We start from the raw sequence: 14,533 nt of genomic DNA, 5'->3' as shown, positions 1-14,533 counted from the left end.
GGTGCCCAAGCGGAAACGACTGCTAGTTTAGGGCGCCTGAGTTTTTGCCAATTCTATTGAGGCCCTCGCTATGACCACGTCCACTGCAATTGCCCGACTCAACGCTGCCGACCCGGATTTCGCCCATCATCTGGATCATCTGCTGAGCTGGGAAAGCGTGTCCGACGAGTCGGTCAACGGGCGAGTACTCGACATCATCAAGGCCGTGCGCGAGCGCGGTGATGCGGCGCTGGTGGATTTCACCCGCCAGTTCGACGGCCTGGACGTGGCGTCCATGGCCGACCTGATCCTGCCCCGCGAACGCCTGGAGTTGGCGCTGACGCGCATCACTGCCCCGCAGCGCGAAGCGCTGGAAGTGGCGGCGACGCGGGTGCGCAGCTACCACGAAAAGCAGAAGCAGGATTCCTGGAGCTACACCGAGGCCGACGGCACCGTGCTGGGCCAGAAGGTCACTCCGCTGGACCGTGCCGGCCTGTACGTGCCGGGCGGCAAGGCGTCGTACCCGTCGTCGGTACTGATGAACGCGATTCCGGCCAAAGTGGCGGGCGTGACCGAAGTGGTCATGGTCGTGCCGACCCCGCGCGGTGAAATCAACGAACTGGTGCTGGCCGCTGCGTGTATCGCCGGTGTTGACCGCGTATTCACCATCGGCGGTGCCCAGGCCGTTGCCGCCCTGGCCTACGGCACCGAAAGCGTGCCGAAAGTGGACAAGGTGGTCGGCCCAGGCAACATCTACGTCGCCACCGCCAAGCGCCACGTGTTTGGCCAGGTAGGTATCGACATGATCGCCGGCCCTTCGGAAATCCTCGTGGTGTGTGATGGCCAGACCGACCCGGACTGGATCGCCATGGACCTGTTCTCCCAGGCCGAGCACGACGAAGACGCCCAGGCGATCCTGGTCAGCCCGGACGCCGAGTTCCTCGACAAGGTCGCCGCGAGCATCGACAAGCTGCTGCCGACCATGGAGCGCGCCGAGATCATCGAGAAGTCGATCAATGGCCGTGGCGCGTTAATCCTGGTGCGTGACATGGAGCAGGCCATTGAAGTGGCCAACCGCATCGCGCCGGAGCACTTGGAGCTGTCGGTAGCCGACCCACAAGCCTGGCTGCCATCGATTCGCCATGCCGGTGCGATCTTCATGGGTCGCCACACCAGCGAAGCCCTGGGCGACTACTGCGCAGGCCCCAACCACGTGCTGCCGACCTCTGGCACTGCACGCTTTTCGTCGCCGCTGGGGGTGTATGACTTCCAGAAGCGTTCGTCGATCATCTTCTGCTCGCCACAAGGCGCGTCCGAGCTGGGCAAGACTGCCTCGGTGCTGGCCCGTGGCGAATCGCTGAGCGCACACGCACGTAGCGCCGAATACCGCATCGTCAAGGGAGAGTGAGGCATGAGCAAATTCTGGAGCCCCTTCGTCAAGGACCTCGTGCCTTACGTGCCGGGTGAACAACCGAAGCTGACCAAGCTGGTCAAACTCAACACCAATGAAAACCCCTATGGCCCATCGCCCAAGGCATTGGCCGCGATGCAGGCCGAGTTGAACGACAACCTGCGCCTGTACCCCGACCCCAACAGCGACCTGCTCAAGCAGGCCGTTGCAAAGTACTATGGCGTGGATGCGGGCAAAGTGTTTCTCGGCAACGGTTCGGATGAAGTGCTCGCACACATCTTCCACGGCCTGTTTCAGCACAACTTGCCGCTGCTGTTCCCGGATATCAGCTACAGCTTCTACCCGGTTTACTGCGGTCTGTACGGCATCAAGTCCGACCCGGTACCGCTGGACGAGCAATTCCAGATCCGCGTGGCGGACTACGCCAAGCCGAACGGCGGGATCATCTTCCCCAACCCGAACGCGCCGACCGGCTGCGTGCTGGCGCTGGACGCGGTGGAGCAGATCCTCAAGGCCAGCCCGGATTCGGTGGTGGTGGTCGATGAAGCCTATATCGACTTCGGCGGCGAAACTGCCATCAGCCTGGTGGACCGCTACCCGAACCTGCTGGTGACGCAGACCCTGTCCAAATCGCGCTCACTGGCCGGTTTGCGCGTGGGCCTGGCGGTGGGCCACCCGGACCTGATCGAGGCGCTGGAACGCGTCAAGAACAGCTTCAACTCCTATCCGCTGGATCGCCTGGCGATTGTCGGCGCGGCGGCGGCGTTTGAAGACCGTGAGTACTTCGAGAAGACCTGCCAACTGGTGATCGACAGTCGCAACACCGTGGTTGCGCAGCTGGAAGGGAAGGGTTTTGAAGTGTTGCCGTCGGCGGCCAACTTTATCTTTGCCCGTCACCCCAAGCACGACGCTGCCGGCCTGGCGGCCAAGTTGCGTGAGCAGGGTGTGATCGTGCGGCACTTCAAGCAGGAGCGGATTGCCCAGTTCCTGCGGATCAGCATTGGTACGCCGGAGCAGAACCAGGCGTTGATTGATGGGCTAGGCGAGCTGTAAGCCACGCTGAATATCAAAGAATGTGGTAGGCGCTTTGTGTGGGAGCGGGCTTGCTCGCGAAGGCGGCGTATCAGTCAAACATCTCTAGACTGACACTCCGCTTTCGCGAGCAAGCCCGCTCCCACATTGGTTTTGCGGCGTTAGTTACAGCAGTGGCTCGTCAGGCTTCTTGTTCTTCCAGCCATCATTGCCCGGCAGCAGCAGGTTCAAGGCAATCGCCACCACCGCACACAGGGCAATGCCCTTCAGGCCGAAATCGTCCGGGCCAGTACCGGTGCCGACCAGCACACCGCCAATCCCGAACACCAGGGTCACCGAGACAATCACCAGGTTGCGCGCCTCACCCAGGTCGATCTTGTGGCGAATCAGCGTGTTCATCCCCACCGCAGCAATCGAACCGAACAGCAGGCACAGAATCCCGCCCATCACCGGCACCGGGATGCTTTGCAGCAGTGCGCCGAATTTGCCGATAAACGCCAGGCTGATAGCAAACACCGCGGCCCAGGTCATGATTTTCGGGTTGTAGTTCTTGGTCAGCATCACGGCGCCGGTCACTTCGGCGTAGGTGGTGTTCGGCGGGCCGCCAAACATCCCGGCAGCCGTGGTGGCAATGCCGTCACCCAGCAGGGTGCGATGCAGGCCCGGCTTCTTCAGGTAGTCGCGACCGGTCACGCTGCCCACCGCAATCACACCACCGATATGTTCGATCGCCGGGGCAAGGGCCACGGGGACGATGAACAGGATCGCCTGCCAGTTGAATTCCGGCGCGGTGAAGTGGGGCAGGGCGAACCATGGCGCGGCGGCGATCTTCGCCGTGTCGACCACGTCAAAGTAGAACGCCATCGCAAAGCCCACCAGCACGCCAGAGATGATCGGCACCAGGCGGAAAATGCCCTTGCCGAACACCGCCACGATCAACGTGGTCAGCAGCGCCGGCATCGAAATCATCATCGCCGTCTGGTAGTGAATCAGCTCGCTGCCATCACCGGCTTTGCCCATGGCCATATTGGCGGCAATCGGCGCCATGGCCAGGCCGATGGAGATGATTACCGGACCGATCACCACCGGTGGCAGCAAGCGGTCGATGAAACCGGTGCCCTTGATCTTCACGGCAGCGCCGAGGAAGGTGTAGACGAAACCGGCCGCCATCACCCCACCCATGGTCGCCGCCAGGCCGAATTGCTGCTTGGCGAGAATGATCGGGGTGATAAAGGCAAAGCTCGACGCCAGGAAAACCGGCACCTGCCGCCCTGTGACCAGCTGGAACAACAGCGTGCCCAGGCCAGCGGTAAACAGTGCAACGTTTGGATCAAGACCTGTGATCAGCGGCATCAACACCAGCGCGCCAAATGCCACGAAGAGCATTTGTGCGCCAGACAGGATCTGGCGCCAAAGCGGGTCGTTGAATTCATCCTGCATGCTCACGCGTCCTTCTGCTTGGTGCCGAAGATCTTGTCACCGGCATCGCCCAGGCCTGGGATGATGTAGCCGTGTTCGTTCAGGCACTGATCGATGGACGCGGTGTAGATCTGCACATCCGGGTGGGCTTTCTCGACGGCAGCGATACCTTCGGGAGCGGCCACCAGCACCATGGCGCGAATGTCCTTGCAACCGGCTTTTTTCAGCAGGTCGATGGTGGCAACCATGGAGCTGCCGGTGGCGAGCATCGGGTCGATGATCATGGCCAGGCGCTCGTCGATTTCCGGGACGAGTTTTTCCAGGTAGGTGTGCGCTTCCAGGGTTTCTTCATTGCGGGCGACGCCCACAGCGCTGACCTTGGCGCCCGGGATCAGGCTGAGCACGCCTTCGAGCATGCCGATACCGGCGCGCAGGATCGGCACCACAGTGATCTTCTTGCCGGCGATTTTCTCGACCTGGACGGGACCGGCCCAACCTGGAATCTCGTAGGTTTCCAGGGGCAGATCCTTGGTGGCTTCGTAAGTGAGCAACGCTCCGACTTCCTGAGCAAGCTCACGGAAATTCTTCGTGCTGATGTCGGCGCGGCGCATAAGGCCGAGTTTGTGTTGGATCAGCGGGTGGCGGATCTCGCGAGTGGGCATGGGAAAGGCTCCGGCGGCGGGCAAAAAAACCGGCCTAGATTAATCTATCCGAGGGTGTTGTCCTATAGACATCTAGTACGTTAGTCCATTAAGGCTTGATCCAAGCGCACGAGAAGCGTACCTTCGCCCGCTTTTCTTGCCACAGCACCCCCTTGGAGAGCGCCATGTCCGCTGATCTCGAGCATATCCGTCAAATCATGCGCGAGGCTGACTGCCTGTACACCGAAGCGCAAGTCGAAGAGGCTATCGCCAAGGTCGGCGCCCATATCAGCCGCGAAATGGCCGACACCAACCCGGTGGTTTTCTGTGTGATGAACGGCGGCCTGATTTTCGCCGGCAAATTGCTCACTCATCTGCAATTCCCGCTGGAAGCTTCTTACCTGCATGCCACTCGTTATCGTAATGAAACCAGCGGCGGCGACCTGTTCTGGAAAGCCAAGCCAGAAGTGTCGTTCATCGACCGCGACGTGCTGATCATCGACGACATCCTCGACGAAGGTCACACCCTCGGCGCGATCATCGACTTCTGCAAACACGCCGGCGCGCGCAAAGTGCACACCGCCGTGCTGATCGATAAAGATCACGACCGCAAGGCACGCCCTGAGCTGAAAGCGGATTTCGTCGGCCTGCCGTGCGTTGACCGTTACATCTTCGGTTACGGCATGGACTACAAAGGCTACTGGCGCAATGCCAACGGCATCTACGCCGTCAAAGGCATGTAAACGCGCTTCATCAGGTGTGGGGCCGGCATGCTAGAGTGCCTGGCCCTGCGTCTGGAGCCTGTCATGAGCCTGTTGATCCGCACGTGCGCCGCCCTGGCGCTGACCCTCAGTTTGCCCCTGGCTGCAGCCCCCCTGCACAGCCAATTCCTGCCACCAGACGACCTGACCCTGCGCGCTGAAGCGCCCGACCAGCAGCAATTGCTGCAAGTCACCGAGTACGCGGTGGTGGTGGGGAATCAGCGTCAATCCAGCCAGCAACCGATTCCGGTGACGTCGCCACTGATGATCCGCCTCAAGGGCAAGTCCCTGAACAAGGGCGCGACCATTACTCAAGTGGTGCTCAATTTCGACGCTGAAAGCAAAAGCCTGAAAAAGCCGGCGTATGACGATAAGAGCAAGACCCTGACTTTGTCGTATCCGGTGGCGCAGTACCGCGTCATCGTCGACTTGCTGCGTAACGACACCCTGTATGTGCAATTCCTCAGCTATGCCAATGGCCACATCTGGGCAGACCTGCACACCGGTGCCGTCCGTACCAAATAGTCAGAACACCGTAGATCCAAATGTGGGAGCGAGCAAGCCCGCTCCCACATTGGTCCTCCAGCGCTTTCGAAGGCGGCGTCTCGCAGGTAGACTTCCAGTCCCGTGTAAATGTCTGCAGGCTGGAGTCGGTAATGCGTAAAGATAAGAAACAGGTGATTGGCGATGAGATCGGCGACGATCAAATCAAGTTGTTCCTGGACTTCGAGCCGGTTGACGCGACTTCCCCGTCCCTGCACAAACTGATCAAGGCCTACCGTGGCTTGCGTATCGACGACTTCGAGCGTTTCCTGGGCTTTTTCAAGGAAGCCGGCCTGGACCTCGACGGCAAGGACGAGCATGGCCAGACCTTCGTTGACCTGATCAAGGATCAGCGCAACGCGGACGAGTACATCGAACTGATCGAAAAAGCCCGCGGCTGATTCCCAAGGCATAAAAAAACGCCCCGTCCTCATGCAGAGGGCGGGGCGCTCGTTCCCACGCTCTGCGTGGGAATGCATCCGGTGACGCTATGCGGCACAACCTCAAGCGTAGCTCTCGGTCTCGGCGGCAGGCTCAACCAGTTCCAGGCTGATGTTGTTCTGCGTGTTGATCTTGCGGTACAGGTCGGCATCCGTTTCCAGAACCTTTTCCCGTGCCGGGAAGATCTCGTGCAGCTTGGCTGCCCATTCACCAGCCGCTTTCTGCGGGAAGCACTTCTCGATCAGTTCCAGCATGATCGAAACCGTCACCGAAGCACCCGGGGATGCGCCCAGCAGTGCGGCCAGCGAGCCGTCCTTGGCCGCGACCAACTCGGTGCCGAATTGCAGCACGCCGCCTTTCTTGGGGTCTTTCTTGATGATCTGCACCCGTTGGCCGGCCACTTCCAGGCGCCAGTCTTCGGCTTTCGCTTCAGGGTAGAAGCGGCGCAGGGATTCGAGGCGCTGCTCCATGGACTGGCGCACTTCGCTGACCAGGTACTTGGTCAGGTCCATGTTATCGCGGGCCACGGCCAGCATCGGGCCGATGTTGCCGGCGCGGATCGACAGCGGCAGGTCGAGGAACGAGCCGTGCTTGAGGAACTTGGTGGTGAAGCCGGCGTATGGCCCGAACAGCAGGGATTTCTTGCCATCGACCACACGGGTGTCCAAGTGCGGCACGGACATCGGCGGCGAACCCACGGCGGCCTGGCTGTAGACCTTGGCCTGGTGGTGCTTGACCACGTCCGGGTTGTCGCAACGCAGCCACTGGCCGCTGACCGGGAAACCGCCAAAACCTTTGCTTTCTTCAATGCCCGAGGCTTGCAGCAGCGGCAGGGCCGCACCACCGGCGCCGAGGAAGACGAACTTGGCGTCCACTTCACGGCTGTTGCCGCTGTTGACGTCCTTGATGCTCACGGTCCAGCCGTCGCCATTGCGCTTGAGGCCAGTGACGCGCTTGCAGTACTTGACCTGGGCGTCCGGCGAGCTGGTCAGGTGACCCAGCAGCTGGTTGGTCAGGGCGCCGAAGTTGACGTCGGTGCCGTTGAGCACGCGGGTGGCGGCGATTTTTTCGTCGAGCGGGCGGCCCGGCATCATCAGCGGCATCCACTCGGCCATCTCGCTGCGGTCTTCGGTGTAGTGCATGTCCGAAAACGCGTGGTGCTGGCTGAGGGATTCAAAGCGCTTCTTGAGGAAGTCCACGCCTTTTTCGCCCTGCACGAAGCTCAGGTGCGGCACCGGGCTGATAAAGGACTTGGACGAGCCAAAGGTGCCCTTTTGGGTCAGGTACGCCCAGAACTGCTTCGACACCTCGAATTGGGTGTTGATGTGCACGGCCTTCTTGATGTCGATGGAGCCATCGGCGGCCTGCGGCGTGTAGTTCAGCTCACACAGCCCAGCATGGCCGGTACCGGCGTTGTTCCACGGGTTGGAACTTTCCGCGGCACCCGAATCCATCAGCTCAACGACTTCCAGCTTGAGGCCGGGGTCGAGCTCTTTGAGCAGCACGGCCAGGGTGGCACTCATGATGCCGGCCCCTACCAGTACTACGTCGACTGCTTCGTTATGCGCCATTTAACGCGTCTCCAAAATCTGCAGCACCAAATTGACGGCATGGCTGCCAGGAGTGACGGGGCGGTTCACGTGTTGCCCCAGGTTACCCATGGCCAGGATCGCCATGTCCGTTTCGCAATTCTTTGCAACTTCAGCACACGCTTCCTGCCGGGCTAATCTGCCTATGAACGCATTCATGGGCGCCTGTGGCAATTCGACTTATGGTCAAAGCGTGCGATTCGTGCAACCAATCCGTAGCGGACAGGCTCAAGCTCCGGTTTTTGAGGAGTGCTCGGTCCTGTGTGGTTGGGCTGTTAAAGACGCTGATGGTGCTTGTACAAACGCCAAACTATTCATTTGCTCGCCACACTCTTGTGAAGTTGTGAAAACCCGTTTTTTTCACGCTCTTTTGAAGACGTGAACCTCAAAAAAGGGCTGCCTCAGCCTGGCACCTGGCCCGGATACCTTGCCGACACGCGGCAAAACGGGCAAACAACTCAAGTGGCCGAGCGCAATGGCAGCTCTGGCAGATGCGATATAAAGAGGGGTGGTTTGCAACGAAAACAGCAAGCACGCCAGCTCTATTCGATCTGTGTGGGCGGCTCTCTGTGGGCGATTGGGGGGTTAATACCGAGGCATTAACGATGTTGCGGGGCCCGATCAGGAGACGTCCTTATAATCGGGGGGAGATTGTAGCGAAGAACGCCAAGGAAATGGGCGTGTTTTATGACTTTTATTAGGTGTTCGGTCAGGCGGCCAACGGCTGGTGCCGGGACGACTGCGCTGGACGCGGGCTTACGCGGGCTCGGGCCGGCAGCGGGCGGTGCATCCAGCTCAGGCGAATCTCGTCGATTTCCACCCAGCCATTACCCACCGGTGGTTGGTTGCACTCTTTGAAGGCCTGGCAGCGGCCTTGCGCATCGAGCAGGGCGAACTGACGCAGGGCGGGTTTGCGCATGAACAGCGACCAGAGAAAATTCATGGTGATTGCCTCTTGAGATTGAGGCAAAGCTTGTCATCCCGGGATGACGAGCGCATGTATCGGCTGTGACATCTCGGTGACATCGAACCGTAGCGACCGGTGCCGGTCACAGGATGTAACTGATGCTAGTTCCCGGCAGTGGCGCACCGCTATACTGCCCGTCTGTCGGTACCTGATTTCTGGAGAGAAGCGCATGTTGCAACGCCTGTTGTTCGGTTTGATCACTGTGACCAGTTTGGCCCTGGTTGGCTGCGCCAACAGCCCGCAACAACTCAGCCCGCAACCGAAACTCACCACGCAGCTGGCGCCAGTGGGCCACGGCCAGCCGGTGTCGGTGCGTGTGGTGGACGGCCGTCCGTCGCCAACCCTGGGCTCCCGTGGTGGCTTGTACCCGGAGACTGCGCTGATTTCGGTCACCGGCCAGGACGTACTGCCCAAGTTGCAAGCCCAGGCTGAAGCCGCCGTACGTCTGCTGGGCTTTACCCCAAGCCCGAACGCGCCGGGCGCACCGCAGTTGACCATCACTTTGGCTGAACTGAAATACCAGTCGCCCAAGGAAGGCCTGTATGTGACCGAAGCCTCGATCGGCGCGACGTTCAAGTCCGACGTCACGGCGGGCACCCGTCGCTACAGTGGCCGCTACGGCGCATCGCTGAACCAGCGCTTCGGCATGTCGCCGAACCAGGAAACCAACACCAAGCTGGTCAGCGACGTGTTGAGCGACGCCTTGACCCGCCTGTTCAAGGACCCAAGCATCGGTTCGTTGCTCAGCTCGCAATAACCACTGCATAAAAAAACCGGGCTCAGCGATGAGCCCGTTTTTTTTGCGCCTTGAGTTTCACGCGGCGGTGTCGATACAGAAGTCCAGCAGGCTCACACCGGTCAATAAATCCGCTTCCGGCAAGTCCGCATGCTGGTGCCCGCCGAGGGCGCAATACACCAGCCAGTGGCGATCCTGCACGTTGAACGCGAGGCCGCCGACCAGCGCCTCTTGCTCGTCGCTGGGGGCGATCAGATACAGCCGATCCTGGTTGTGCGCGTGCAGCATGACAAGCTCCCGAACGTTCGAAGGGCAACAGAGTGGCTTGTTAAGGTGACGTTCAGGTGACGCCGTAAATTACTGGATACATTAGCCGTTCATGTTGGGATGCAAGAGTGGTGGCTGACGAGGCTGTTACGTCCCGATATGTATCCGAACTGATACCCAGACACTGTGTTACCGAGGTTTGCGATGGCGCTGCCCGCACTATTGATCAATGCTGTGGCTTTAACGCTGGCTTTTCCGGGGGCGGCGCTGCTGGCGATCACCCGCCTGCGCGAGCAACGTGCGATGGCCGACCTGACCGCACAAAGCGAAGCGCGCGCGATTGACCAGCCGATGCTGTTTCTGGATGTGCGCACCGAACGGGCGCATCGCTTGGCGTACCGCATCGGGTTCGCCTGCCTGGGGTTGGCGCTGCTGATCTCCTGGATCAGCACCCGCCTTTAGCAACACCCTAAAACAAATGTGGGAGCTGGCTTGTGTGGGAGCGGGCTTGCTCGCGAAGGCGGAGTGTCAGGCAAAGATGCATTCACTGACCCACTGCATTCGCGAGCAAGCCCGCTCCCACACAAGCCCGCTCCCACATTTTTTTGCATCGGCGCTTATAGCGCAATACCAGCTTTCACGCGGTACTGGTTACGCACCGGCGTCGCATACTGCACCACCAGAAACGGCCGATGCTCAACCGGGCATTCGTTCAAGCGCCGTTCCCACTCCGCCTTCGCCTTGGCCAGTTCATCCGCCGGGAACACCTCGGCTGCCGTTGGTACCTGCAACTGCGGGTCAGCCTCGCTCCATTGCGCATACGCCAGGTAATGCACCGGGAACAACCGGTAACCGCCGAGAATCTGCCGGTCCATTTCCATCGCCAGCACTTTGGTGTCTTCGAAGCGCTCGGTGATCGGCGGGGCGAAGTTCACATGCACCCGGCCCTTGTAGCCGGTGATGCCCAGGGCGATGCTCACGTCATCTTCGCCCGGTGCCTTGCAGTAGGTGCCGGTGGTGGCGCGGATGTACAGCTCGCGGGCCTTGGCCGAGTCGCAGGGGTCGTATTCGTAGCTGATGGACACCGGCGTCAGGTTCAGCGACTGGATCACCTCGGCAAACGGCTCGTCCTTGCGGCTGACGTGGAACATCTTGAGGATCGCCGACTCGGTGCGGTCATCCCCATCCTTGGCACGGCCTTCGGCCTGGGCGATCCAGATCGACTCGCAGTCGTTGCGGATCGAATGGTTGATGTAGGCCGACAGCAGGTTGAACGCCGCCATCTTCTCTTTGCGCCCGGTGATCGAGCGGTGCACGATAAAACTCTTGTTCAGACGCATCAGGTCGCTGACAAACGGCTTTTGCAGCAGGTTGTCGCCGATGGCGATGCGCGGCGTCGGCAGGCCGGCGTGGTACACGGCGTAGTTGACGAAGGCCGGGTCCATCACGATGTCGCGGTGGTTGGCCAGGAACAGGTAGGCGGTGCCGGACTTGAGCTGCTCGACGCCGGTGTAGGTCACGCCGTCGGTCGCGCGGTCGATGGTGTGGTCGACGTAGTACTCGACTTTGTCCTGCAGCGTCGCCACGGTGGTGACGCCGGCGAATTCACGGCGCAGCTTGCGGGCGATCATCGGCTTGAGCAGCCAGCCCAGGGCGCCGGCGAAGCGCGGAAAGCGGAAGTGGGTCAGGATGTCCAGAAAGGCCTTGTCACTGAACAGCCGGTCCAGCACTGCCGGGACTTCGCTGTCGTTGTAAGGTCGGATGGTATCGAATTGGCCCATCATGCTCTCTTGTTAGAAACGGCTAGGGTAAGTAAAGGAAATGCCAGGGAACGGTCCGGGAAATGGGCCCGGCCGGAAATAGCCCTGTAAATAGACCGGCGATTATACGCACAAGTCACTCTGGAGGCTGCGATGCTGGAAACCGCGACGTACGATTGTCCTTATTGTGGTGAAGAGGTTGAGACAACGGTGGATTTGTCTGGCGGTGACCAGAACTATATAGAGGACTGCCAGGTGTGTTGCCGCCCGATCATTTTCGATCTACAGGTCCATGGCGACGAGTGGATGCTTGAAACCCGCAGTGAAAACGAATGACAGGACCGCCCATGCAGCGAATCTACGAACCGGAAAACCTGATGGAGGGCGAGTTGCTGCAGCAGATGCTCGCCAGCGAGGGTATCGAGGCGCACCTGGTGGGGCGCCATTTGCTCGGAGGCACCGGCGAGCTGCCGATTTTCGGCTTGCTGGGGCTGGAAGTGGACAACGACCAGGCCGCGTGTGCCCGTGAGTTGATTACTGCCTACATCGGCGCGCAACCCATGCCGGGCGATGAACCCGACAGCTTCCCCGACGTGTTGGTCTGTTAGGCTGTCGGTCGGTTTACCCAAGAGTCGTGTTGCCCCATGTGTGGACGTTATGCCCTGTTTCGCTGGAACCCCTCCTTTGCTGCCTTGCCGGGCTTTCCGGCCGACCAGCAGGCCCAGTGGAACATCTCCCCGAATGACTCGGTGCTGATCCAGCGTTCCGACGCCGGCCAACGCACCCTGGCCCGCGCGCGCTGGGGCCTGACACCGCCCTGGCTGACCGACCTCTCGCGCACGCCCGCCCATGCCCGCGCCGAAACCCTGGCCGAGCAACCGATGTTTCGCGAAGCGTTTCGCCAGCGCCGCTGCCTGCTGCCCGCCAATGGCTTCTACGAATGGCGCGGCACCCAGCGCAAGCGCCCGTACTGGTTGACGCCGGGGGAGGGCTCCACGCTGTTTTTTGCGGCGATCTGGGAGGCCTATCCGGTGCAGGAGCAAGTGTGGCTGAGCACGGCGGTGGTCACCCAGCCGGCGCAGAGCCAGCGCCGGCCGCTGATCCTGGATGCGGCGGGGCAAGAGGCCTGGCTTAATCCTGAGACACCGTTGCACACCCTTCAGGCGTTATTGGCCAGCGAGCCTGCGGCGTTGCGTGAGCGTGTCTTGGCCAATATGGTCAACGATCCGAAGCTGAACGGGCCGGAATGTTTGACGCCAGGTTGAGCGGCGAGTGGGATGTATCTGAAATTCTGCGGTTACACGTCTGTTGTATCTGGCGTCGATACAAATGACCGCCTACGATACGCGCCATGTTTTCAGGGAGAGTGTTCATGAAGAAATCATTGGCAATAAACGTACTGGCAGCCGCGCTGCTGCTGGCCGGTTGCCAGTCGGTCAACACCACCAGCGGCGGTGCCGTCGGGGTTGAGCGCAAGCAATATATGTTCAGCATGCTGTCGAGCCAGGAAGTCGACCAGATGTATGCCCAGTCCTACCAGCAGACCTTGGGCGAAGCCAGCACCAAGGGCCAACTGGACAAGACCAGCACCAATGCCAAACGTGTGCAGGCCATCGCCAACCGCTTGATCGCCCAGGCACCGACCTTCCGCCCCGATGCGGCGCAGTGGAAGTGGGAAGTGAACCTGATCAAAAGCGACGAGATGAACGCCAACTGCGGGCCTGGCGGCAAGATCTTTGTGTACAGCGCGCTGATCGACAACCTCAAGCTGACGGATGACGAACTGGCTGCGGTGATGGGCCATGAAATCGCCCACGCCTTGCGCGAACACGGCCGCGAAGCCATGTCCAAGGCCTATGGTATCCAGATGGCCAAGCAGGGCGCTGGTGCGCTGTTCGGCCTGGGTCAGGACAGCCTGGCATTGGCCGATACCGTGGCCAACTACGGCATGACCTTGCCCAACAGCCGCGCCAATGAAAACGAAGCAGACCTGATCGGCCTGGAGCTGTCGGCTCGCGCCGGTTACAACCCGAATGCGGCGATCACGCTGTGGAACAAGATGGCCAAGGCTTCGGAAGGAGCGCCACCGGAGTTCATGAGTACTCACCCGGCGTCGGACAGCCGGATCGCCTCGTTGCAGGCGGCGATTCCGAAGGTGATGCCGTTGTATCAGCAGGCCAAGAAGTCTTGATGATCGAAGTCTTGTGAAGATCCAAATGTGGGAGCTGGCTTGCCTGCGATAGCGGAATGTCAGCTTGCACATCCTGAGCTGATCCACCGCTATCGCGGGCAAGCCCGCTCCCACATGGGAATGGGTTTACAAATCTAGATCCAGCCGCTGCTCTGCATGGCCTTGTACACCGCAACCACCGCCAGCACAAAGAACGCCGTAGCCGCCAATCGACGAATCAAGGTCAGCGGCAGCTTCTCAGCCGCAAAATTCCCCGCCAGAACCACCGGCACGTTGGCAATCAGCATGCCCAGGGTGGTGCCGATAATCACCAGCCACAACTCCGGATACTGTGCCGCCAGCATCACCGTGGCGATCTGGGTCTTGTCACCGATTTCGGCGATGAAGAATGCGATCAGCGTGGTCAGGAACGGCCCGAACTTGCGGGTGGTGCTGGCTTCGTCGTCATCGAGTTTGTCCGGCACCAGGGTCCACAACGCGGTGGCGCAGAAGCTCGCCGCGAGGATCCAGTGCAGCACCGCATCCGAGAAGAAGCTGCCAAACCACGCCCCCACGGCACCGGCGGCTGCATGGTTGGCCAGGGTCGCGGCGACGATGCCGGCGATGATCGGCCAGGGTTTGCGAAAGCGTGCGGCCAGTATGAGCGCGAGCAGTTGCGTCTTGTCGCCGATTTCGGCCAAGGCAACGATTGCGGTAGGAACGAGTAATGAATCCAGCATCAGGTAGGTTTCCAGGGGCGGGTCGACACGGCTATGACACGTACAGCCTTCCCGCCCCGGGTAAGGTGTGCGTGTCA

18 protein-coding genes are annotated in these 14,533 nt (G+C 60.7%); 11 read left to right on the top strand and 7 right to left on the bottom strand.

Annotation, left to right across the window (positions count from 1 at the left end; all coding sequences use genetic code 11):
* The first annotated feature begins 70 nt into the window (after nucleotides 1-70).
* Both hisD and hisC read left to right on the top strand, forming a co-directional pair.
* A complete protein-coding gene (gene hisD, locus DBR46_RS19270) occupies nucleotides 71-1,387 on the top strand; it encodes a histidinol dehydrogenase (RefSeq protein ID WP_124527460.1) in 1,317 nt (438 codons plus the stop codon).
* A 3-nt stretch (nucleotides 1,388-1,390) separates the two neighbouring features.
* Nucleotides 1,391-2,443, top strand: a complete 1,053-nt coding sequence (hisC, locus tag DBR46_RS19265) for a histidinol-phosphate transaminase (RefSeq protein ID WP_124527459.1) — start codon at nucleotides 1,391-1,393, stop codon at nucleotides 2,441-2,443.
* 144 nt (nucleotides 2,444-2,587) lie between these two features.
* Here the strand turns inward: hisC and DBR46_RS19260 are convergent, their stop codons facing one another.
* On the bottom strand, nucleotides 2,588-3,862 hold the full coding sequence (locus DBR46_RS19260; protein ID WP_124527458.1) for a uracil-xanthine permease family protein: 1,275 nt from the start codon (nucleotides 3,860-3,862) through the stop codon (nucleotides 2,588-2,590).
* A gap of 2 nt (nucleotides 3,863-3,864) precedes the next feature.
* Nucleotides 3,865-4,503, bottom strand: a complete 639-nt coding sequence (gene upp / locus DBR46_RS19255; protein WP_017738743.1) for a uracil phosphoribosyltransferase — start codon at nucleotides 4,501-4,503, stop codon at nucleotides 3,865-3,867.
* 164 nt (nucleotides 4,504-4,667) lie between these two features.
* On the opposite strand from upp, the gene DBR46_RS19250 reads away from it, so the two are divergent.
* From DBR46_RS19250 to DBR46_RS19240, 3 genes are all read left to right on the top strand, one after another.
* Nucleotides 4,668-5,225 (top strand): hypoxanthine-guanine phosphoribosyltransferase, encoded by a 558-nt coding sequence (locus DBR46_RS19250; protein WP_017738742.1) that lies wholly within the window; start codon nucleotides 4,668-4,670, stop codon nucleotides 5,223-5,225.
* Nucleotides 5,226-5,288: 63 nt separating this feature from the next.
* On the top strand, nucleotides 5,289-5,768 hold the full coding sequence (locus tag DBR46_RS19245; RefSeq protein WP_124527457.1) for a hypothetical protein: 480 nt from the start codon (nucleotides 5,289-5,291) through the stop codon (nucleotides 5,766-5,768).
* Nucleotides 5,769-5,899: 131 nt separating this feature from the next.
* A complete protein-coding gene (locus DBR46_RS19240) occupies nucleotides 5,900-6,187 on the top strand; it encodes a PA4642 family protein (protein ID WP_017738740.1) in 288 nt (95 codons plus the stop codon).
* 102 nt (nucleotides 6,188-6,289) lie between these two features.
* Here DBR46_RS19240 and mqo read toward each other — a convergent pair whose 3' ends face one another.
* Nucleotides 6,290-7,798, bottom strand: coding sequence for a malate dehydrogenase (quinone) (gene mqo / locus DBR46_RS19235; RefSeq protein WP_124527456.1), 1,509 nt, complete (start codon nucleotides 7,796-7,798; stop codon nucleotides 6,290-6,292).
* A 727-nt stretch (nucleotides 7,799-8,525) separates the two neighbouring features.
* On the bottom strand, nucleotides 8,526-8,759 hold the full coding sequence (locus DBR46_RS19230) for a hypothetical protein (RefSeq protein WP_124527455.1): 234 nt from the start codon (nucleotides 8,757-8,759) through the stop codon (nucleotides 8,526-8,528).
* A 193-nt stretch (nucleotides 8,760-8,952) separates the two neighbouring features.
* Between DBR46_RS19230 and DBR46_RS19225 the strand changes: the two genes are divergently transcribed.
* Entirely contained in the window at nucleotides 8,953-9,540 is a 588-nt protein-coding gene (locus tag DBR46_RS19225; protein ID WP_124527454.1) for a YajG family lipoprotein, read from the top strand.
* A gap of 57 nt (nucleotides 9,541-9,597) precedes the next feature.
* Here DBR46_RS19225 and DBR46_RS19220 read toward each other — a convergent pair whose 3' ends face one another.
* Nucleotides 9,598-9,807 carry a hypothetical protein gene (locus tag DBR46_RS19220; RefSeq protein ID WP_017738736.1) on the bottom strand — a complete coding sequence of 70 codons (210 nt, stop codon included), beginning with the start codon at nucleotides 9,805-9,807 and terminating at the stop codon, nucleotides 9,598-9,600.
* Between the two features lie 183 nt (nucleotides 9,808-9,990).
* Here DBR46_RS19220 and DBR46_RS19215 point away from each other — a divergent pair, with 183 nt between their 5' ends.
* The gene (locus DBR46_RS19215; RefSeq protein ID WP_124527453.1) at nucleotides 9,991-10,248 is read left to right on the top strand and encodes a hypothetical protein; all 258 of its coding nucleotides are present in this window, start codon (nucleotides 9,991-9,993) and stop codon (nucleotides 10,246-10,248) included.
* 155 nt (nucleotides 10,249-10,403) lie between these two features.
* On the opposite strand, the gene DBR46_RS19210 is transcribed toward DBR46_RS19215, so the two are convergent.
* Nucleotides 10,404-11,567 carry a 1-acyl-sn-glycerol-3-phosphate acyltransferase gene (locus DBR46_RS19210; protein ID WP_177414095.1) on the bottom strand — a complete coding sequence of 388 codons (1,164 nt, stop codon included), beginning with the start codon at nucleotides 11,565-11,567 and terminating at the stop codon, nucleotides 10,404-10,406.
* 132 nt (nucleotides 11,568-11,699) lie between these two features.
* Between DBR46_RS19210 and DBR46_RS19205 the strand changes: the two genes are divergently transcribed.
* The 4 genes from DBR46_RS19205 to DBR46_RS19190 all read left to right on the top strand — a co-directional run bounded on the left by DBR46_RS19205 (nucleotide 11,700) and on the right by DBR46_RS19190 (nucleotide 13,737).
* Complete coding sequence (locus DBR46_RS19205) at nucleotides 11,700-11,882, top strand: CPXCG motif-containing cysteine-rich protein (RefSeq protein ID WP_017738733.1); 183 nt, start codon at nucleotides 11,700-11,702, stop codon at nucleotides 11,880-11,882.
* Nucleotides 11,883-11,893: 11 nt separating this feature from the next.
* On the top strand, nucleotides 11,894-12,154 hold the full coding sequence (locus DBR46_RS19200) for a DUF2007 domain-containing protein (RefSeq protein WP_124527451.1): 261 nt from the start codon (nucleotides 11,894-11,896) through the stop codon (nucleotides 12,152-12,154).
* Nucleotides 12,155-12,190: 36 nt separating this feature from the next.
* On the top strand, nucleotides 12,191-12,811 hold the full coding sequence (locus tag DBR46_RS19195; protein WP_124527450.1) for an SOS response-associated peptidase: 621 nt from the start codon (nucleotides 12,191-12,193) through the stop codon (nucleotides 12,809-12,811).
* 107 nt (nucleotides 12,812-12,918) lie between these two features.
* The gene (locus DBR46_RS19190) at nucleotides 12,919-13,737 is read left to right on the top strand and encodes a M48 family metallopeptidase (protein ID WP_124527449.1); all 819 of its coding nucleotides are present in this window, start codon (nucleotides 12,919-12,921) and stop codon (nucleotides 13,735-13,737) included.
* Nucleotides 13,738-13,871: 134 nt separating this feature from the next.
* Here the strand turns inward: DBR46_RS19190 and DBR46_RS19185 are convergent, their stop codons facing one another.
* The gene (locus tag DBR46_RS19185; RefSeq protein WP_124527448.1) at nucleotides 13,872-14,456 is read right to left on the bottom strand and encodes a TMEM165/GDT1 family protein; all 585 of its coding nucleotides are present in this window, start codon (nucleotides 14,454-14,456) and stop codon (nucleotides 13,872-13,874) included.
* Nucleotides 14,457-14,533 lie beyond the last annotated feature (77 nt).

Origin of the sequence: Pseudomonas sp. KBW05, from assembly GCF_003852405.1 — a bacterium.
In the GTDB taxonomy this organism is placed as follows: domain Bacteria; phylum Pseudomonadota; class Gammaproteobacteria; order Pseudomonadales; family Pseudomonadaceae; genus Aquipseudomonas.
The sequence above is the reverse complement of the archived record's forward strand: the minus strand, read 5'-3'. Positions and strand labels throughout refer to the sequence as shown.